Annotated in this window: 20 protein-coding genes; 8 read left to right on the top strand and 12 right to left on the bottom strand. The window is 41.3% G+C overall.

From position 1 onward, the window contains the following. A partial coding sequence (locus IEV69_RS12415) for a transposase (RefSeq protein ID WP_188442933.1) occupies positions 1-774 on the top strand: 774 nt, incomplete at its 5' end. A 163-nt stretch (positions 775-937) separates the two neighbouring features. On the opposite strand, the gene IEV69_RS12410 is transcribed toward IEV69_RS12415, so the two are convergent. From IEV69_RS12410 to IEV69_RS12390, 5 genes are all read right to left on the bottom strand, one after another. Continuing rightward, entirely contained in the window at positions 938-1,696 is a 759-nt protein-coding gene (locus IEV69_RS12410) for a hypothetical protein (RefSeq protein WP_188442931.1), read from the bottom strand. A gap of 429 nt (positions 1,697-2,125) precedes the next feature. Then, positions 2,126-2,935, bottom strand: a complete 810-nt coding sequence (locus tag IEV69_RS12405; RefSeq protein ID WP_188442929.1) for a tetratricopeptide repeat protein — start codon at positions 2,933-2,935, stop codon at positions 2,126-2,128. A gap of 142 nt (positions 2,936-3,077) precedes the next feature. After that, positions 3,078-3,737, bottom strand: a complete 660-nt coding sequence (locus IEV69_RS12400; RefSeq protein WP_188442927.1) for a DUF4304 domain-containing protein — start codon at positions 3,735-3,737, stop codon at positions 3,078-3,080. A 364-nt stretch (positions 3,738-4,101) separates the two neighbouring features. After that, on the bottom strand, positions 4,102-4,878 hold the full coding sequence (locus IEV69_RS12395) for a hypothetical protein (protein WP_188442925.1): 777 nt from the start codon (positions 4,876-4,878) through the stop codon (positions 4,102-4,104). A gap of 51 nt (positions 4,879-4,929) precedes the next feature. After that, the gene (locus tag IEV69_RS12390; protein WP_229741442.1) at positions 4,930-5,871 is read right to left on the bottom strand and encodes a tyrosine-type recombinase/integrase; all 942 of its coding nucleotides are present in this window, start codon (positions 5,869-5,871) and stop codon (positions 4,930-4,932) included. A 314-nt stretch (positions 5,872-6,185) separates the two neighbouring features. Between IEV69_RS12390 and IEV69_RS12385 the strand changes: the two genes are divergently transcribed. Further along, positions 6,186-6,539, top strand: coding sequence for a hypothetical protein (locus IEV69_RS12385; protein WP_188442923.1), 354 nt, complete (start codon positions 6,186-6,188; stop codon positions 6,537-6,539). 318 nt (positions 6,540-6,857) lie between these two features. Here IEV69_RS12385 and IEV69_RS12380 read toward each other — a convergent pair whose 3' ends face one another. From IEV69_RS12380 to IEV69_RS12370, 3 genes are all read right to left on the bottom strand, one after another. Next, positions 6,858-7,496 carry a DUF6266 family protein gene (locus IEV69_RS12380; RefSeq protein WP_188442921.1) on the bottom strand — a complete coding sequence of 213 codons (639 nt, stop codon included), beginning with the start codon at positions 7,494-7,496 and terminating at the stop codon, positions 6,858-6,860. A gap of 414 nt (positions 7,497-7,910) precedes the next feature. Beyond that, positions 7,911-8,390, bottom strand: a complete 480-nt coding sequence (locus tag IEV69_RS12375; protein ID WP_188442919.1) for a YdeI/OmpD-associated family protein — start codon at positions 8,388-8,390, stop codon at positions 7,911-7,913. A 13-nt stretch (positions 8,391-8,403) separates the two neighbouring features. Next, complete coding sequence (locus IEV69_RS12370) at positions 8,404-9,387, bottom strand: helix-turn-helix transcriptional regulator (RefSeq protein ID WP_188442917.1); 984 nt, start codon at positions 9,385-9,387, stop codon at positions 8,404-8,406. A 329-nt stretch (positions 9,388-9,716) separates the two neighbouring features. On the opposite strand from IEV69_RS12370, the gene IEV69_RS12365 reads away from it, so the two are divergent. From IEV69_RS12365 to IEV69_RS12345, 5 genes are all read left to right on the top strand, one after another. After that, on the top strand, positions 9,717-10,097 hold the full coding sequence (locus IEV69_RS12365) for a VOC family protein (protein ID WP_188442915.1): 381 nt from the start codon (positions 9,717-9,719) through the stop codon (positions 10,095-10,097). 93 nt (positions 10,098-10,190) lie between these two features. Continuing rightward, positions 10,191-10,556: a nuclear transport factor 2 family protein gene (locus tag IEV69_RS12360; RefSeq protein ID WP_188442913.1), complete on the top strand. Its 366-nt coding sequence runs from the start codon at positions 10,191-10,193 to the stop codon at positions 10,554-10,556. Between the two features lie 20 nt (positions 10,557-10,576). Next, a complete protein-coding gene (locus tag IEV69_RS12355) occupies positions 10,577-11,464 on the top strand; it encodes a VOC family protein (protein WP_188442911.1) in 888 nt (295 codons plus the stop codon). A gap of 99 nt (positions 11,465-11,563) precedes the next feature. Next, positions 11,564-11,977 carry an SRPBCC family protein gene (locus IEV69_RS12350; protein WP_188442909.1) on the top strand — a complete coding sequence of 138 codons (414 nt, stop codon included), beginning with the start codon at positions 11,564-11,566 and terminating at the stop codon, positions 11,975-11,977. Between the two features lie 60 nt (positions 11,978-12,037). Continuing rightward, positions 12,038-12,475: a VOC family protein gene (locus tag IEV69_RS12345; protein ID WP_188442908.1), complete on the top strand. Its 438-nt coding sequence runs from the start codon at positions 12,038-12,040 to the stop codon at positions 12,473-12,475. 245 nt (positions 12,476-12,720) lie between these two features. Here the strand turns inward: IEV69_RS12345 and IEV69_RS12340 are convergent, their stop codons facing one another. Both IEV69_RS12340 and IEV69_RS12335 read right to left on the bottom strand, forming a co-directional pair. Then, positions 12,721-13,053 (bottom strand): helix-turn-helix domain-containing protein, encoded by a 333-nt coding sequence (locus IEV69_RS12340; RefSeq protein WP_188442906.1) that lies wholly within the window; start codon positions 13,051-13,053, stop codon positions 12,721-12,723. A gap of 10 nt (positions 13,054-13,063) precedes the next feature. Then, the gene (locus IEV69_RS12335) at positions 13,064-13,396 is read right to left on the bottom strand and encodes a type II toxin-antitoxin system RelE/ParE family toxin (protein ID WP_188442903.1); all 333 of its coding nucleotides are present in this window, start codon (positions 13,394-13,396) and stop codon (positions 13,064-13,066) included. A 224-nt stretch (positions 13,397-13,620) separates the two neighbouring features. Between IEV69_RS12335 and IEV69_RS12330 the strand changes: the two genes are divergently transcribed. After that, positions 13,621-16,611 carry a CHAT domain-containing protein gene (locus IEV69_RS12330; protein WP_188442901.1) on the top strand — a complete coding sequence of 997 codons (2,991 nt, stop codon included), beginning with the start codon at positions 13,621-13,623 and terminating at the stop codon, positions 16,609-16,611. Here IEV69_RS12330 and IEV69_RS12325 read toward each other — a convergent pair. After that, a complete protein-coding gene (locus IEV69_RS12325) occupies positions 16,603-17,313 on the bottom strand; it encodes a tetratricopeptide repeat protein (protein WP_188442899.1) in 711 nt (236 codons plus the stop codon). The two genes, IEV69_RS12330 and IEV69_RS12325, sit on opposite strands and share 9 nt — an antisense overlap. Next, positions 17,306-17,851 (bottom strand): RNA polymerase sigma factor, encoded by a 546-nt coding sequence (locus tag IEV69_RS12320; protein WP_188442898.1) that lies wholly within the window; start codon positions 17,849-17,851, stop codon positions 17,306-17,308. The genes IEV69_RS12325 and IEV69_RS12320 overlap by 8 nt, the downstream gene beginning before the upstream one ends. Between the last annotated feature and the right edge of the window lie 170 nt (positions 17,852-18,021).

The raw sequence follows: 18,021 nt of genomic DNA, 5'->3' as shown, positions 1-18,021 counted from the left end.
CAAAGCTTGGATCAACGCTCCAAGACAGATGCCCTGGACAGTAGAATGCTGAGCATGCTGGGTCTGGAAAGGAACCTTCGCCCTTGGCATCCACCAAGTAAAACCTTGCAACAATTAAAGGTATTGAGCCGAGAGCGCAGTACGCTATTGAAGGACAGAACGGTAGAGATCAATCGTTATGGAGCGATTTTATCAAGCGTTGGCAATAATACCAAGGCATCCAAAAGGCATCGAGCGAGGCTTAAGCTGTTAGACCTCCAGATAGCATCCATAGAGGAAGAGATGCGTTGTTTGATATCAAAAGATCAGGCATTAAACAGGAAGCTTGGTTACTTGGAAAGTATACCAGGTATTTCCTTTATATCAGCAGCTACAGTCGTTGGAGAGACCTTAGGGTTTGAATCAATAACTAACGGGAAACAGTTAGCAAGCTATGCTGGTTATGACGTTGTCTTAAGAGAGTCTGGTAATTTTAAAGGAAAAACAAGGATAAGTAAGAAAGGAAATAGCCATATCCGGGCAGTCCTGCACATGCCATCAATGACCTGTGTGCGTTGCAACCCCACTTTGAAACAGTTTTATAACAGATTAAAGCCCAATAAGGCAAAGCCATTGGTTGCACTGGTGGCAGTACAACGTAAACTGTTACTGTTGATGTTCACTCTTTGGAAGAACGAAGAAAATTATGATGCGGAATTTGAAAATAAAAAGCAGCAAAAGCATGAAGCCCTTGCTGCGCAGGATAACAATTTGGTAAACCAATTTGTTTCCTAAAATTTTAGAAGAAAAACTTGTTTTATAACACAGTACCTATGAGCTGTGGCGCGGATTGAGCAACTAATGTAGCAAACAAAACCCAGACCTGAGGAAAATCCGATAGGATTTTCCGAGTGAGCCTGTGCAAGCCATAGATTATCGCCGGTGTTGTGCAACGTTTTTATTCTCCATTTGCTTTTTCAAAGACACCCAAACATCCACTACACGTATTCAAAGTCGAGTTTCTTTTTTTAATTGTCCGAATTATTTTTTTATCGGATTCTGTTAGTTTAACTTTTTTGTTTTTTTCTAAATATTCCAATGCATCTACTCCGTAAGTTTGTAATTCAGGGTTAAATGATTTTATCCAATGACGGAATTCCGAAATATTCTTTTTATCGTCAAATAGTAATTCGTTGTATCTTGGTACGTCATAAACAACAGGTGCATATCCACAAACATATCCATATATACGGTCGTCTAAAATTTGGTCAACAAAATCTGAAATCGTAAAATTAGTTTTGTAATAAGTATTGTGAAAATCTATTTGTTTTTTTAAAACCTCAAAGTCAAAATAAAAATTTGTTTTTTCTCGAAAAGGGTCATAATTAATTAGTCCTATAATTGTGTCATTTTTAGAAAAAACGTGAACTTGGTATTCTTTATATTCCATCCATTTTCCAACTGGATAATCTATTTGAATACTATAAATCAATTCAGTTATTCCATTATCTCTATCTCTTTCAAAACGAAAACCACCAAAAATTGAGTTTATATCTCTGACATATTTAAATTCTCTTTTTTCAAGACTATCAAGGTCAAATTTCCAGTAGTCTTTAAAGTATCCTTGCATCTCAAAATCAGCTTGAATTTCTTCCCTGTTTTGTGAAAAAGAATTGAATGAAATCAGTAAATAAAGACAGATAATTAATATTCGCATAGTTTTTTTTCAAATGTTGCACAACGGTCGCAGCTAAACGAAGTGTGCAAATCCCACACCCAGCAAACAACCCATTATTTTATATTGGTTTTAAAATTACAAAAAAAATACACCGACTTTACTNTGAAGCCCTTGCTGCGCAGGATAACAATTTGGTAAACCAATTTGTTTCCTAAAATTTTAGAAGAAAAACTTGTTTTATAACACAGTACCTATGAGCTGTGGCGTGAATAGAGCAACTAACCTGCCTGCCGGTAGGCAGGTGTAGCAAACAAAACCCAGACCTGAGGAAAATCCGATAGACACGAGCGCAGCGAACTGGCCGTTAGGCAATTTTCCGAGTGAGCCTGGACAAGCCATAGCTTATCACCGGTGTTGCCAGTAGTTTTTCTTCGATTTTTAATTGTTAGCTTTTTTGTTAAGTGCAGTTTAAAATATTAGTTGCTGTCTGATAAATTCTGGAATTTCGTTTTTATTTTTTATTTTATTGAATATTTTTTTAGCTTTTTTCCTCATTTTTAAATCATTATTCATTTGTGAAATCTTTAATAAGCATAGAGAATAATGGATTTTAAAATTTTCGTCATTTTTAAAGGTTGACTTTGCTTTTTCAAGGTATTTTATTCCCTCCTCGTATTTCTCGTTTAATGTCAATAAAACACCTTTTAAAAAATAAACATCATCATTAACCTTATGATTCATTTTTAAATACTTGCTGATTGCTGTATTAATACAATTCAACCCATTTTTTAAGTCGCCAATCATTGGTGAAGTTAAGGCAATACCGTAATATCCTTCAGGGTTTTCTGGAAAATACTCCATAAGTTCTTCATATTTTTTTCTTGCTAATTTAAGACCTTCTACATTACCGAATCTCATAGCTTCTGCCGCTAGATTGGATTTAAAAACAGAAGCTTTATTTTGGGCTAAACTATCAGCCATATAATAGAAAACCAATGCGTCTTTATCGTTCATTAATCTCATTGTATAGCCAGTAAAAAATGCAGCGTCGCAAAATGTGCTGTCAATCTTGAAAGCTTTAAAAAATACATCTGCAGTTTTATTGAGGGTTTTTTTATCCAATGAAGAATTGAGATGCAACAATTCTATTCCAGCATTAAAAGCTTTCAATGCCTCTGGGTTGCTTGAACCGCAGTACAGATTTTTCCCTTCAAAATAATCTTGCCCAAAGCAAAAATAAATATTGATTAAAAATAATATTAAGAATGTTTTTTTCATGATTTTATATGCTGGTCTAATAAATTACTGGCAACGTCTAATGGTATGGCAAGTAGCTTGCAAATAATCGCTAGCCATTCCGAGTTGGTTTTATGTTTTTGAATATACATAAACTTTGGTTTAAGAACTTAAAAGCTATTTGTTATACCAGTTGTTGTAAGTAGTCTTTTCTTAATTTAATCTCTTCAAATCTTTCAGTTGGTACATTCTCATATTTCTCATAACATTTTTCCGCCAATGATAACGATTCGATTGCTTTGTCAGTTTGGTTTGCTATCATATAAAAATCAAATATTTTTGCGATATAGGCGAATTCTTCTTTTTGAACCATATAATCCGATGCTTTTTCCCAGTCAGACACTTTTTCCAATAATGGAATTCCAATATTCTCTAAATTCCGCTTTATATCTTTCATTAACTTAACATTGTCAAATTTGGCAAGGTCGTAATGAACTTCACGAAATTCAGTTTTCCATTCGTCAATATGTTTATCGTACCAAGAATGAACAAAGTCATTCATCGGTTCAAATCCGTATTGTTTTTTATGCCACTCAACATAAGTCCTAGAGTTTACTGACAGAATAATCCAAAAATCTACATTAGTTTTTCCAAAATTATGTCGGCTTTTTGGGAAGTATATTTCTTGAGTAAAATCGCCAACATTTCGTTTAAATGTCAATTCAGATTTCAATAGTTTGAATCCTTTGTTTTCAAGAAATTCTTGTAAATATTCCTCAACCAATTTTCTGATTCTATCACCTGGTGGCAAATCGGTATATTTAAATTTCTTTCTTCCGAACATTTTGGTTTTAGATTACTTACAACGGTTTGGCTATGGCAAGTGCGGGATTTTGAAACCGAATCTTTGTCCGCCAGACCGAATATTCTTTAGTTGTAATATCTTCATTTTTAAGCAGTCATCCCGCATTTGNAAAACTGTGTTTCCTTTTCGCAAACACACCTAATTTTACTTTTTTATAGATATTATTAGAGCAACACATTGAACCATTTTTCCCATCATTCAACTTGGCTTTAACGTTCTCTGGTATGGCAAGTAGCGTGCACATAATCGCTAGCCATTCCGAGTTGGTTTTATGTTTTTAAATATACAAAAACTTTGGTTTAAGCACTTAAAAGCTATTTGTTATACCAGTTGTTGTACACCGTTATTTATATTTTCTTTTAGCAACTAAAATTTCTTTTCCATTGACAGTTTTATACTTTTTAGTCCAAAGTCCATTTTTGTTGTATTTATACCTAAAGTATTCAAATTCGTATTTGGCTGGTCCACCAGTCATAATTATTGGAAACTCTTGTTTAGGTTCAAATTCTCGATGAATTTCTATCACGTTATTCCATTTGTCGTACTTGAAATGAGTAGTTGCTTTTTCCTTAGCTGTTTTGTTATTTAAATCTGTATATGTACTGAATACAATCGATTTAACAACATTTCCTTTTTTGTCATATTCAAATATTTCTTTGTGAGGCCAAACATTATGCTCATCAATTCTTTCAATCAATTTTGGTTTTCCAAACTTGTTGAAATCGGAATATTTTTCAGTCATTCCAAAATCAAATTCTTTACGAACCAATAAAGTATCATTGTATTTTAATTTGATATGTGAAACGTTATTGACTTTTCCGTCGTTGATATTATAGGTTTCCGTTTCTTGTTTTACGTTATCGTATTTGTCATATTCGAATTCTGTTCGACTACGCAATTCATTATTCCAATAGTTTTCTTGGGTTGTGACAAGTCCATTTGAAAGGAAATATTTAGTACTCCATTTTCCCATTTCTATGTTTTTCTCCAAATAGAAATCGTAATCTTTTAATAATTCCGATTCGCTTTTTTGAGCAAATGAAATATTAAAGTTTATGAGGATTAATATGAGTAACGGTAGGTTTTTCATAATGGTGTACAACATTAGTATATACGTCATTTCTTAGGGTTTTATTGTTGATATATTCATTTTGTGCACCATGCCCTGACGTTATTTTTTATCGAAAGTAGCACTTTCCATAATAACATCCAAAGGACTCTTCAACGTTTTACTGTTTATACTCAAAACACGCGTATAAACCTCAGTCGTTTTAGTACTGCTGTGCCCCAAAGCCGTTTGTATATACCTGATGTTCACCCCTCGCTGCATCAAATGGGTCGCAAAACTATGACGCAAAGTATGCGGCGTGCTCCAGGGGTTTGACCCCGTTTCCTTTACCGCCTTACGGTAAATCTGCTGTATGCTCGTTGCAGAATACTGCCCCCCGTCCTGTCCCTCAAACAACCAATAAGAAGGCTTGTGAACCTTGTAATACGTTCGAAGTAAATCCAACAACAACGGACTCAAAACCGTGTGCCGGTCTTTTTTACCCTTAGAATCCTTGACAAACAAAAAACCGTCATCAGACCGCACATCCTTTACCCGCAACCTGATCACCTCACCAATGCGTAAACCCGCACTATAAATAGTATACAAAATAGCCTTGTGTTTGATGTTTTTAGGCGCGTTGATGATCGTAAGCACTTCTTCCTCACTCAAAGTGTTGGGCAAATCCTTGCTGCGCTTGGGACGCGTGATCGTGTAATACTCACGTGGCTGACCCAGCGTGTGCTCATAATAACTCTTAATCGCATTGATCATCATATTTTGCTTCTGCTCACTAATTTTGTACTTCTGAACAAGCTCATACACAAACCCCTCAATCTGTTCCTTGGTTAAGGTGGTAACATCACTGTTTTTAAAATAAACAAAAAACTGCGCCAGGTTAGACTGATACGTCCGTATAGTAGAATCACTGTAACTCTTTAACTTCATCTTTTGATAATGCCTGTCCAACTCCAGCTGAATCGCCTCTGTAACAACAAACTCAGGCATTTCAGGCGGACTGTGTTCGTTGACAACCTTCAGCTTTTTACCAAACAAAGTCTTCACTTGCTCCTTGTGAGCGGCCGTGTTAGGTAAACTCCACAATCGCTGCGAGGGGTGATAAAACGAGCCGTTCAACTGCTTAAAAGCAGTGCGCTCCTCCATCAGTTCATAAGGAATTTTAAACTTGATTCGCCCCGCATTCTTCCGGGGTAAATACATAACAATAGTCGTTGAATCCATCATTTTTTTTAGCAATTGAGAAAAAGACTTCCTCAAAACTATAAAAAAAGAAAACCCTAAACCGCTAACAAACAACTATAAATGATTATAACCGTTTCAAACGAATAGTTTATATTTGAAGCCACAAAAGACATCAAGTGAAAAAAGCCTGTAAAATATGTAAAAAAATACTCCGCGGAAGAACAGATAAAATATTCTGCTCCGTCGGCTGCAAAAACTACTACCACACACACCTGCGAAAAGCCTCCAACCGCGCCGCACAACAAATCGACGAATACCTTAAACGCAACCACGGCATCCTGCTCGAGCTGATCGGTAAAAATAAAACCCAAATCAAAATTTATAGAACACGCCTGGAACAAAAAAAGTTCCGCTTTAAATACCACACCCACTTCCACATAAACAGCAAAGGAAAAATGTTTCACTACGTCTATGACATCGCCTGGATGGAATTCTCAGACGACGAAATCCTCATCGTAAAAAAAAGGTGATGCAACCTCCACGCCTGCCACAGCCTGACTTCTACCTTAAAAATCAGCGGTATTACAACCCCCATTGCAGTAATTACAACAATAGCGTCCTAAAGGTTTTTTGAAAAAACTGCTCTGGCCTCTATTTTACAAATGCTTCTGGCGTATAAAGATGGTGAGGGCTTGATTTTTAAGCCGCTGACATATGACTTTAAGACCTATGACGTACGATTTCTATTCGTTATTAAATACCAAAATATCAAGGTGTTGGATATCGGAAGTCATACGTCTCGAAGTCCTACAGTCCTACGTCAAAAAATATTTTGGTCATTATTGTTATTACAAAATAAAACTACCCAAATACACACTCGCCGAAGCCCTTTTATCGGGTCGTGAAAAGCCTGCCCATATGTGGGTCTCCACACCTTCCCAACTTTGGTTCAGCTTGATGGTAACCGTCTGGTCACTGCGCCGGGTAACACCAGTACGGTAAAAAAGAGCCTTGGCCTGCGGGGCGCACAACACGACCAGTAATCCGTCATCAGGATAAGCCAGCGCCTGCTCACTGTTGTCCTGCCATTGCAGTTCCACCAGATAGGTGTCGTCTACATGCACAGACATCAGCTCCGGCGGCCGCAAGTCACCCAAACTCATCAAGGCTTTGGAAAAATTAATGTGGTAGCCCTCGTCCTCAAAATAAACCACCTCGTTCAAATAATAGGACTTTGCCCAATGAAAAGCCGGTAAATGACTGCCGGGGGGAAATACATTCTCCCGCAGCAAACGCTTTAAGGGCCTTAAAAAATCCATTACCACCAGCATTTTGTCTTGTTGCAACTTTTGCAGTGGGGATGATTTTCTTTTCTTCCCTGAGAAGTCCGGCCGGGCGCGCACCAGGTTCCCATAAATACTCTTGTAAAACACCAGGTCATCAATCATCCCGGTCAGGTGGATCAATTTATTAGTTACTCGTGCCATCTTAATTTCGTTGGTTATACAAAAAAATACGTTTAAAAAGGAACAAATCCCCCGTAAACCATTCAAAGTTAAGCAATTCCCCTGAGATAATCCCTATATACTACTAGGTTTTTGCTAGTGTTAAATATAGATTCTTCGATGATTAACCGTACTTTATTCGTAAATACAGTACTTTTTACGGTAAAACATCGAAGAATCTACGGTTAGTTTATGAATAAAATAAGGCGATGCTATACAGTATCCTGCAAGGAAGTATGGGATAAGGGAGGACGAAAATAGAAGTGTAAAGTTAGAAGGAAGATGTTAGAAGTAGCCTGTAGGACGTTGAATGTATTTTGGTATATCTGTAAGAAAGGCAAATGGGGTGTTTACAATCTTTTTCATACAACATTTTTTTCCTAGCATCGGGAACAATTACTTTGAATGTGAGTGAATCGCTTGCATCTGTTTCAGGATGTCTGCGATTCGGTTCACTTTTTCTGTATCGGTTTTGGACTGGTATACCCAATCTGTCAGGGCATTTTGCTTAAAAGGGATCAAAGATTGAAAAGCCTCTAATGCCCCGGGTTCCACCTTTAAGCACAAAAGCAGTTCCTCGCGAACCGTCTCAGGGGTCTCATCTCTGAACAGAATGACTTCCACCCTATCCCCCGCTTCTTTCCCAATCTGTTTCCTGATTTTGGCATTGACAGGAAGAAACAATTTTCCATTGCCCATGGGCTGTAGTTTATATTTTTCAATGGGATACCCATCTATACTGCCCTTCACTTGCACCCAGCCAAAGGGCGTGTTTTTACCGGGTGAAACCTCTGGAATTTCCGCATAGGTCCAGCCGCCTTTTCCTTTAAATTTTTGGAGTAAATAATCTTTATGTACCAATGGTTTTTTACTCATCTGTGCTTAACCTTCAAGGTCTTTGAGGCCTTGAAGGTTTGGTTAATTTATTAGCAATGGATTCTGACAATTCTTTCACTCGTTGCTTTAGACTTTCGGGTTCAAGGATCTCGGCATAGTCGCCAAACATCATATACCAGCGCGCAAAACCGTCTTTAATATGCCGCGACATAAAGGTCATTTCCATGTACTTGCCTTTTTCCTTTTCGGAAACAAAGCCGTAATACTTCCTGCCGCTCTTGATGTGCTTTACAATACTTTTATCCACCAGGATACGCACCTTGACCGCTGTTTTGTCGGGGTCGCTTGCTAAAAAACGGTCCAGGGGGTCGTGCTCCCGGGTAAAGGGGATATCCGTTCGATGAATGTGGGCAATCCTGTCTGTACGGAATTGCCGGTAGTCCTCACGCAAATGGCAATAGGCCATCATATACCAGTGGTGGCTCTCGTGAAAAAGGCCCACGGGCTCGATAGTGCGGTTCGTAGCGGTTTCGGTATCCTGTGCCAGATAGGTCATCTGCACCTGCTTCTTTTCGGCGATGCTCTCAAAGAGGATTTGCAGGGCATTGGGCACCTTTTCATTGAAGAGCTCCTCGCCCGGTTCAATCAGTATATGCGATTCGATGGCGGTTACCCAGTCCTTTTCGCGTCCGCGCAACACCGATTTCAGCTTGAACATGGCCGATTCAAAATAGGAACCCAAACCTTTGTCGGTAAACTTCTGCATCAGCTTTTCAGCAGCCACAAAACTGCCGGCCTCCTCGCGGGTAAACATCACCGGTGGCAAGCGGTAGCCGTCCATAATGGAATAGCCCACACCGGCCTCACTGTAGATGGGCACCCCCGAAGCTTCCAGCGTGCGGATGTCGCGGTAAATGGTGCGCAGGCTCACCTCAAAGCGGTCTGCCAACTCACTGGCCTTTACCACCCGCTTGGACTGCAACTGGATAAGGATGGCGACAATGCGGTCAAATCGCTTTGGGGTGTCTGCACTCATAACACGTTGATAGATTTCCCAAAGATACTGTTTAAGACGAAAACACAAATAATCAAAAGTTAGATTCCTTATGCCTGAACATCAGGAGGTAAAAATTAAAATCGGTTATCAGGATTGTTATTTTCATATAGGGTTGTTTTGATGTATATGCTACAAAGGAAATGCCTTGTTGTGACAACCTTTTGTCAAGAGGGTTTCGCTTTTTTGAAATCAAGGCAGTACATTCTTAAGAGTTGTCGCATTTCCCCCTTTACGTTGTCGACTTTACACCCATTAAAAACAGGAATTTCATTCTATCTTTACCTTATACAAATCAATACCAAGCTATTATGTTTAAAAAAGAAACCATATTCAGTAGTTATGCTGTGGACAATGTGGAGCAAGCAAAGGAATTTTACACTACCGTTTTGGGCCTGGAAGTACAAGAGGACCCTATGGGTTTTATGGAACTGCACATTCCCGGGAGCAACAATGTCCTGCTCTACCCCCGGGACAATCACCGGCCGGCACCCTTTACGGTGTTGAACCTTCCGGTGAAGGATATTGATGAAGCCGTGAACAGCTTAATTGAAAAGGGCGTCCGGTTTGAACAGTATGAAGGAAACATTGCCACCGATCCCAAAGGCATTTGCCGTGCAAACGGCCAGGGTCCTGACATTGCCTGGTTCAAAGACCCGGCCGGGAATATACTATCGGTTTTGGTACTCTAAATGTCGCAACAGCCCCTTTCAATTGCCGTAAAAACACCGTTCCCCTTTTTAAACACCTTACTATCTTTACGTTATCAAAAAAAAACAAGTAGTATGACAGCACGTGCAAAATTTTTAAACCGGTTCAATAACGCTTTCGCGAAAGGCGATACCCACTATATTGCAGAACAGCTAACCGATGACATTGTATGGGAAATGGTGGGCGAATTCAACATTCAGGGAAAGGAAGCGTTTCAAGACAGCTTACGCGAAATGGAAGGCGTGGAGACCCTGGATATGCAAATCTTAAACACCATCACCCACGGAAGGACCGCCGCCGTGAACGGAACGATGAAAATCAAGGAAGCCTCCGGCGAAGTAAAGTCCTTTGGGTTTTGTGATGTGTATGAATTCAACGGCTTTAAAAATGCCAAAATCAAAAAGATGACTTCTTATGTTTCACCCCTTAAAGAACACTAACCTGACAAAACAGTAAAGCGATGAAAAACAACATCTATCCCTGTCTCTGGTTTGACCCCGAAACAGGAAGCGCACAAGCAGCAGCCGATTTTTATTACACTGCATTCAAGGATGCAAAAATCACCACCGATGCCGGCATCGTGGTTAGCCTGGAGCTTTTTGGGCAAAAATTACTATTGCTCAACGGCGGACCTGAATTTCGTCCCAACCCATCCATCTCCCTGTTTGTGATATGTCGCTCAGAAGACGAAGTGGAGACTTTGTGGAAAAACCTGAGTCCGGGCAGCGAAGTGATGATGCCTTTGGACACCTATGACTGGAGCCCCAAATACGGTTGGCTGCAAGACAAATTTGGTGTCAGTTGGCAACTTATGCTGGAGGAACCTTCTTATACCCGGCAAAAAATTGTTCCGCTCTTTTTCTTTAGCGGCAAGAAGCACGGGAAAGCCGAAGAAGCCATCCGGTTTTACCTGTCGGTTTTTAAAAACACCCAAAGCCACGGCATCCTGAAATATACTGACGAAGACCAAAACGACTATGCCAACGGAACAGTCAAACACGCCCAGTTTGAGCTGGATGGCTATACCTTTATGGCGATGGACAGTGGGGTGGAAAACGACCATCCCTTTACGGAAGGGGTGTCCATTATGGTGGAATGTAAAAACCAGGAGGAGATTGATGCCTATTGGGCACAACTCACTGCTGATGGTGGCGAAGAAAGTATGTGCGGCTGGCTGAAGGACAAGTATGGGGTCTCCTGGCAAATACTGCCCGACACCCTGATCAACATGGTCACCCACCCCGATAAAGCACGGGCCAAACGGGTGATGGATGCCTTTATGCAAATGAAAAAGTTTGACATCGCCACCCTGGAAAAAGCCTTCGGGGAGAACCCTTCAAGGGTTTGAAACCCTTGAAGGGTTGAAGCCGTAAGACCCGACAGGATCAACAGTAAAGCCGTAAGATCTTACGGCTCAATTATAACAAAACCCACAAACCACTAAACAATGAAAAACCCAATCACAGTAACAACACACGTAGACGCCCCCGTACAAAAAGTATGGGACGTGTGGAACGCCCCGGAACATAGCGTCAACTGGAATGCCGCCTCGCCCGACTGGCATACCACCGAAGCGACAAACGACCTCAGGGAAGGCGGACAACTCACCAGCCGTATGGAAGCCAAAGACGGCAGCGCCGGCTTTGACTTCACGGGAACCTATGACCGTGTGAAAGAGCATAAGCACCTTGCCTATACCCTCTCAGACGGCAGGAAAGTCACAGTTGACTTCCGTGCAAACGGCAACACGACTGTGATAGAAGAACGCTTTGAAGCCGAAAACATAAACAGCCGCGAACTCCAACAACAAGGCTGGCAAGCCATACTAGACAATTTTAAAAAGTATACTGAATCCCTTTAACCCTTGAAGGGTTTCAAACCCTTCAAGGGTTGACTCACATACTCAAAAACTAATACACTCATGACAACACTAAACCCCTATTTAAATTTCAACGGCAATGCCGAAGAAGCCTTCAACTTTTACAAATCCGTTTTTGGCGGCGAATTCTTAGGGCTGCAACGCTTTAAAGACATGCCCGAAGATGAAAAGAGCCCCGGACATATTCCGGAGAAAGACCAAGACCTGATCTTACATATTGCCTTGCCCATAGGCAACAACATCCTGATGGCATCAGATTGTATAGAGGCTTTTGGATACAGGGCGGTATTTGGGAGCAGCAATTACATTTCGGTCCAGCCCGACAGTGAAGAAGAAACCCGAAGGATATTCAACGCCCTTTCTGCCGGTGGTGACATCGAGAGGCCCCTTGAGGAAATGTTCTGGGGCGACCTCTTTGGCAGTTTTACAGATCAATTCGGGATTAAATGGATGGTGAACTATGAAATGAAGAAGGAGTAATCCAACCTCAACCTGTTTCCGAAAGTTTGAACATTTCAGCAATCAAAAAATGAACACTAAAGAATCCCATATACCCTCGATAGGGAAACCCACCCTCTGGCAGGAATTAAAAAACGTGTTTGAGTATGATTAGTGGCGTGTTTATGCACCTAATTTAGCAAATAAAAACCAGATAGAAAATCTGCGAAGATTTTCGCAAGTAGGCGAAAACCAGCCATTAATTATACACGGGTTGCCAGTAGTGCTTATGCTACTTTAAATTCCGATTCGTTCATTTCTACACTAAATCTAACGTTTGCTTTCAACGCTCTGAACACTTTTAAAATCGTTTCGATAGTTACGTTTTTAGTATTTCGTTCCAGTTTGGAGATTTGCGACTTTTGAACTCCGATTAATTCTCCGAGTTGCTCTTGAGTCAAATTACGTTCTTTTCGGACAGACTTTATCATATCGCCAAGCACTTCCATTCGCAACTCAAATTCGTATTTGTCACGTTCTGGTGTTCCTACTTTTCCAATGTCCTTGTCCTTCATTTGGTCAAGTGTCATCATTTTCATTTTTTTATTTTTCGTTGCCATAATTTTAAATTTATTCATCAAAATATTCAGCTCTAATTTTCAATGCTTTCTCAATTTCCGCTTTTGGAACTTTACTTACTTTTTTTACCATTCCGTGTGTTGATAACACAAGCGTTTCGGTTTTGTCGGTTTTGTCCCAAAAGGCAAATAGCCTGTATTGGATTCCTTGATAAAGTGTTCGAAATTCCCAAATGTCGTCTGTCAGTTTCTTAAACAGTTTTGGGTCGTTTTCGAGTTTCGCTTTATCTAAATTATAATAGATTTTCTTTTTGGTTTTAACATCTAATTTTGACATAAAGTCAATAGCCTGTTCAAGAAAAACTACCTCAAATTTTGGTTTCATTCAGTATATTTGTCGTTATACTTTAGCAAAGATAACAAAAAAGTTGAGTTATATGGAAACTTTTGTTGATGGGTTGCATTACTGGCAACGCTTGTATAGTCTCAAGTAAGCATGGCAGCAAAAACAAAACAAGAAAACACCCCCGCTTCTTTCTAAAATAAGGAACTGATATTTGTAAGAAAATAATACATTTGTACATCAGAACCTTATGCATTGTTACCCAAATGAAACTTATTTTACTTGCCCTCTCCTTAACCTTTACGCTCACGATTCAGGCATTTCAAGAAGACCTTTCAGACAAAATAACCAGAGCAGACAGCTTATTAAATGAACAGGAATATGCACTCTCAGCAGAGGCCTGGGAAGAAATCCTGCAACTGAGTTCCGAAGCATCGCCGCAATATGCGCGCTCTAAAAGTAAGATCCACTTTACCAACGGAAAGCTTTTGGATGCTGACGGCAACTATGCAGAAGCTGTAGAAGCTTATCAGAAAGCGCAAACCACTATAGCAAACTACCAAGCCACCCCCGAAACCCGCTACAGGATTGACATCTATAACGCCCTCTACCATGCCCTGGCCTATTCCGGTAACTGGAACGAAGCCCTGGAGAAAGGCAACGAAGGCCTGGCACTCTTCAATGACTCGATTGACAAAGAAGTGCGGGCAGATTATATCTATGATTTAGGTTATATCAATGACCGATTGGGAAACTATGCCGAGGCCATTGACTTATACCGCAAATCCATAGCCCTGTATAAAGGCTTGAACGAAAACAAACACTTTGACCTTGGGTTGGCTTATAACAACCTGGGTACCGCTTACAAGGCAATCGGGTTCTTCTCAGAACGCTTAAAGAGCTTTGAAAAAGCACAGGCACACTGGGAAAAAGACACAACTATTAACCCCGGCTATCTCAATACCCTGTACGGTAACCTAATGAAACTCTATATAGAATATGGTGACCAAACAAAAGCCCGCGAATTATTCCAATCGATAAACGCCCTATCCTACCCTGAAGCTCCCGTGTCCACCCGTGTCAATGAATATCGCCTAAAGGTCATTTACCACACCTTTGCCGGCGAAAGCGACCAGGCAGAAACAGAACTCACAGCCTTTGGTGACTACTTTGAAATACTTCCTGCTCAGCAAAAACAACAACTCAGCCACCACTATCTCGCTGCCGTGATCAATGTGGGCGATTATTACATTGATGAAAACAAGTACACCCAAGCCTCCGGGTTTTTAACACGGGCGTTGGAAATTTCCAAAACCTATGACCAGCATTATTACCAAATGCTCACACACACCAAACTCGCCCGGATAGCAACCGATACAAACCAAAACAAAACTGCCATTGACCATCTGGAACAGGCCTTGTCCGTGCGCGATCAGATAGACATCGGGACGGTGAATGTGGTGAACATCCTGATCAAAATAGCAACGCTGCAAGCGAAAGAAAGCCTGACGGAAGATGCCTCCCAAAACATTCGTGAAGCCCTTTCCGTTTTAGGAGATACACCCCTTACAGACCCGAAAGCCATAACTCTGGAAACCTTTCAAAAGCAACACAGTTCGTTTTTTGTTAGTGCCCTGAAAGATGCTGCCGGCTACTATAAAGCACTGTATCATACCACCGCCGACCGCGAAGAGGCCCTCAATGCAAAGTATTTGTATGAACTGGGCGCTCATGTTTTTGCCTTGTATTACCAGAACGGCGAATACAACACCAGCTTAAACTACCTCAACAAATCCATCAATGAAGGCCTTTATGCCGTTCACACCGCCCTTGACCTACCGCTGTCTCCAGACCTGCTGGCTTTGATTGAAAGCAACAACTCCCAGGTATTGCGAAATGAGTTTGAGAGAAAGCAGCTCCAGTTCCTGAACGTTGAAGAAAACACCCTGGCCACCCGTAACTTTTTACACCTCAAGCTCCAAAACCTCGCCACTGAAAACCCTGATGCATCCGAAGCCACCCGCCAAAAGCTTGCAGATTCCATCTCACAGCTGGACGGCCAAATTGCCAAAAAAGAACCCCGCTACCATTCCTTTTACAACGAAGAGGTCACCCTCCAAAAAATCCAGGAACACCTCTCAGAGGACGAACTGCTCATAAAATACTTTACCGGAACTGAAGATACGTATGCCATCACTATCTCACACCAAGACATCAAGCTCTTTGACCTTAGCGGAACAGCCGGGCTACAGCAGCAGCTGGAGGCATACTACCAACTGCTTCACGACCCCCGAAAAGACCCTCTCGCGCAGTCACGGGAACTCTATAGGCATCTCATCACGCCCTTTGAAGACGAATTAAAAACCTACACCAACGTGACCATCATCCCGGATGACTTCCTGCACTACCTGCCTTTTGAAGTGCTTGACAACGGCAGCACACCGCTCATACAATCTCACGAGATACACTATGCCAATTCACTCGCCTTATGGCTTTTGATCAAGAATATGGCTCCGGCTAACGGCGAAGACAAAAGCCTCTTTGCTGCATTTGCCCCACGCTATGACGATACCGATACGAATAGCCTTGTTGTCCGCGGCAACCGCTTCAAGGACATTGCAGGTGCCACTAAGGAAGCCCGCGCCATTGCCGCTACCATCAACGGTGACCTTTTCCTGGATGAACAGGCAACTGTGCAAAACTTTATGGAACACACCACCTCTTATAAAATATATCATCTGGCGATGCACGCCTTACTGGATGAAAAAGAACACACCCGCTCCGGCCTGGTGTTTCAAGACAACGGCTATCTGGACTTTTCTTCCCTGTATGGTATGTACTTTCCGGCAGACCTTGTGGTGTTGAGTGCCTGCAATACCGGGGTGGGCAAACTGGCTGCCGGTGAAGGTTTGCTGAGCTTGTCACGGGCGTTGACCTATTCAGGGGTGCGCTCGAGTGTGTACAGCTTGTGGGAAGTACCCGATGAGGAAACCTCAGAAATCATGATTTCCTTTTACAATTATCTGCACGCAGGAGAAAACAAAGCGAGCGCTCTGGCGGCCGCAAAAAAAGATTTTATCACAAACAACCCTTTGAAAACACACCCTTATTACTGGGCGGGCTTTGTCATTAATGGCGATGCGACACCCATTGTGCCGGATGAAAATAGAGTTGTATGGTACCTGGCCGGAGGTGTGCTTGTAGTAGCAGGATTATTCTTTTTTAGACGCAAAAGAAAACCCAAAGCATCAGTCTAATGCCTCCAGTACTTCCTGTGCACGCTTGCTCAGGGAGTTTTCACCGTCGGCTACTTTTTGTAAGTAGAAGCGGGCATCTGTACTATTCCCCAATTTTACATATCCCAGTCCGATATACCAGTCCGCAACTGTTGTAAAGTCACTGTTCTCTTCTTGCCAGGGATAGGTTTCCAGCGCATCAATACCAGCCTCAGTTTCGCCACCGGCCATCAGGCTCAAGCCATAGTAAAAGTGAACATAGTCTTCAGGCCGTTGCCGGTAAAGCTCCTGAAAAGCCGCGGCAGCTTCCTTATATTGATTGGCCTCATACAGTTCAAAAGCCTCTTTTGCTACACCCTCCTGCGGGGCATCGCTGCGGTTCGTGAGGCTTACCACATTGGGATACGCTTCAAAGTGGGTGGCATATACATCCTCATAATCGGGTGTGGGATTGTAAAAGAGGGAACCTATCGAAATCAGGGCGACTAGCGCAGCGGCATAAAGGTACCAATGGTTTTTCCTGGCTGGCTTTTGATCCAGCTTTTGAAGGCGTTCCTTTAAAGGCCGGTGCTTTTCACCCGCAAGGGCCTGTTGTATTTCCAGCGCGTCATAAAACTCCTCACGAAATGTTGCATCAGTTTCCAAAAGCTGTTCCAACTGCACAAACTCAGCCTCGCTGAGCCGGTTGCTAAAATAGTTCTCTTTTAACGCCTCCTTATTCATAACTTTTCTTCACTAATTCTTTTAACTGCTTCAGGCATCGTGATTTCTGGCTTTTTAATACGTCTTTTGAAGTGTAGTCCAGTTCGGTGCGTATTTCATCCAGTGTCATTCCGTTATAGTAATACAATTCCAGTATTTTTTGGCACTTAGATCCCAGCTGTTTCAAAGCCGTCTGAAGCTTACGTTGCCGTTCATCATTCACTTCGGTTTCAAACAGCTGCATCTCTTCAGAGATATGAATGCTGTTCCCCTCGTGGTGCAGTCTTTTGTTCTTATTTAATTGCTTATAGATTTTAAACTTTCCAATCGCAAACAAATAAGTCTTCAGTGTACTGGTCAAGTGTTCTAGTTTTTTGTTCTGTATATTCTCATACAGGCTGATGATGGTTTCCTGATAGACATCAGCAATAGCATCTTCCGATATGGAAAAGGTTCTCGCAAATAAAATAAACTCCTTTTTATAAGTAAGATAAACTTCATCCAGCGCCTTTAAATCATTTTGCTTGAGTTTATCAACTACATACTGGTCTTTAATCATTCATACTGATTTGGGGGAAAAGTAAACATACACAAAGATAAACTTTTTTTAAAACCCCTGTAGCCCACTATAACCCCCTGCAAACAAGCGATGTGACAATTATTTAATAGGTCTTCAGCCCAAGGCTTTATCATTTTTTTTGAATCTGAATGTTTACTTTCTCTTTGGAA

The organism is Planktosalinus lacus (assembly GCF_014640155.1).
GTDB lineage: Bacteria > Bacteroidota > Bacteroidia > Flavobacteriales > Flavobacteriaceae > Planktosalinus > Planktosalinus lacus.
The sequence above is the reverse complement of the archived record's forward strand: the minus strand, read 5'-3'. Positions and strand labels throughout refer to the sequence as shown.

Coding starts and splice junctions, on each gene's coding strand:
- IEV69_RS12410 (WP_188442931.1), bottom strand. CDS start 1,696: ATGCGAATATTAATTATCTGTCTTTATTTACTGATTTCATTCAATTCT.
- IEV69_RS12405 (WP_188442929.1), bottom strand. CDS start 2,935: ATGAAAAAAACATTCTTAATATTATTTTTAATCAATATTTATTTTTGC.
- IEV69_RS12400 (WP_188442927.1), bottom strand. CDS start 3,737: ATGTTCGGAAGAAAGAAATTTAAATATACCGATTTGCCACCAGGTGAT.
- IEV69_RS12395 (WP_188442925.1), bottom strand. CDS start 4,878: ATGACGTATATACTAATGTTGTACACCATTATGAAAAACCTACCGTTA.
- IEV69_RS12380 (WP_188442921.1), bottom strand. CDS start 7,496: ATGGCACGAGTAACTAATAAATTGATCCACCTGACCGGGATGATTGAT.
- IEV69_RS12375 (WP_188442919.1), bottom strand. CDS start 8,390: ATGAGTAAAAAACCATTGGTACATAAAGATTATTTACTCCAAAAATTT.
- IEV69_RS12370 (WP_188442917.1), bottom strand. CDS start 9,387: ATGAGTGCAGACACCCCAAAGCGATTTGACCGCATTGTCGCCATCCTT.
- IEV69_RS12365 (WP_188442915.1), top strand. CDS start 9,717: ATGTTTAAAAAAGAAACCATATTCAGTAGTTATGCTGTGGACAATGTG.
- IEV69_RS12360 (WP_188442913.1), top strand. CDS start 10,191: ATGACAGCACGTGCAAAATTTTTAAACCGGTTCAATAACGCTTTCGCG.
- IEV69_RS12355 (WP_188442911.1), top strand. CDS start 10,577: ATGAAAAACAACATCTATCCCTGTCTCTGGTTTGACCCCGAAACAGGA.
- IEV69_RS12350 (WP_188442909.1), top strand. CDS start 11,564: ATGAAAAACCCAATCACAGTAACAACACACGTAGACGCCCCCGTACAA.
- IEV69_RS12345 (WP_188442908.1), top strand. CDS start 12,038: ATGACAACACTAAACCCCTATTTAAATTTCAACGGCAATGCCGAAGAA.
- IEV69_RS12340 (WP_188442906.1), bottom strand. CDS start 13,053: ATGGCAACGAAAAATAAAAAAATGAAAATGATGACACTTGACCAAATG.
- IEV69_RS12335 (WP_188442903.1), bottom strand. CDS start 13,396: ATGAAACCAAAATTTGAGGTAGTTTTTCTTGAACAGGCTATTGACTTT.
- IEV69_RS12330 (WP_188442901.1), top strand. CDS start 13,621: ATGAAACTTATTTTACTTGCCCTCTCCTTAACCTTTACGCTCACGATT.
- IEV69_RS12325 (WP_188442899.1), bottom strand. CDS start 17,313: ATGAATAAGGAGGCGTTAAAAGAGAACTATTTTAGCAACCGGCTCAGC.
- IEV69_RS12320 (WP_188442898.1), bottom strand. CDS start 17,851: ATGATTAAAGACCAGTATGTAGTTGATAAACTCAAGCAAAATGATTTA.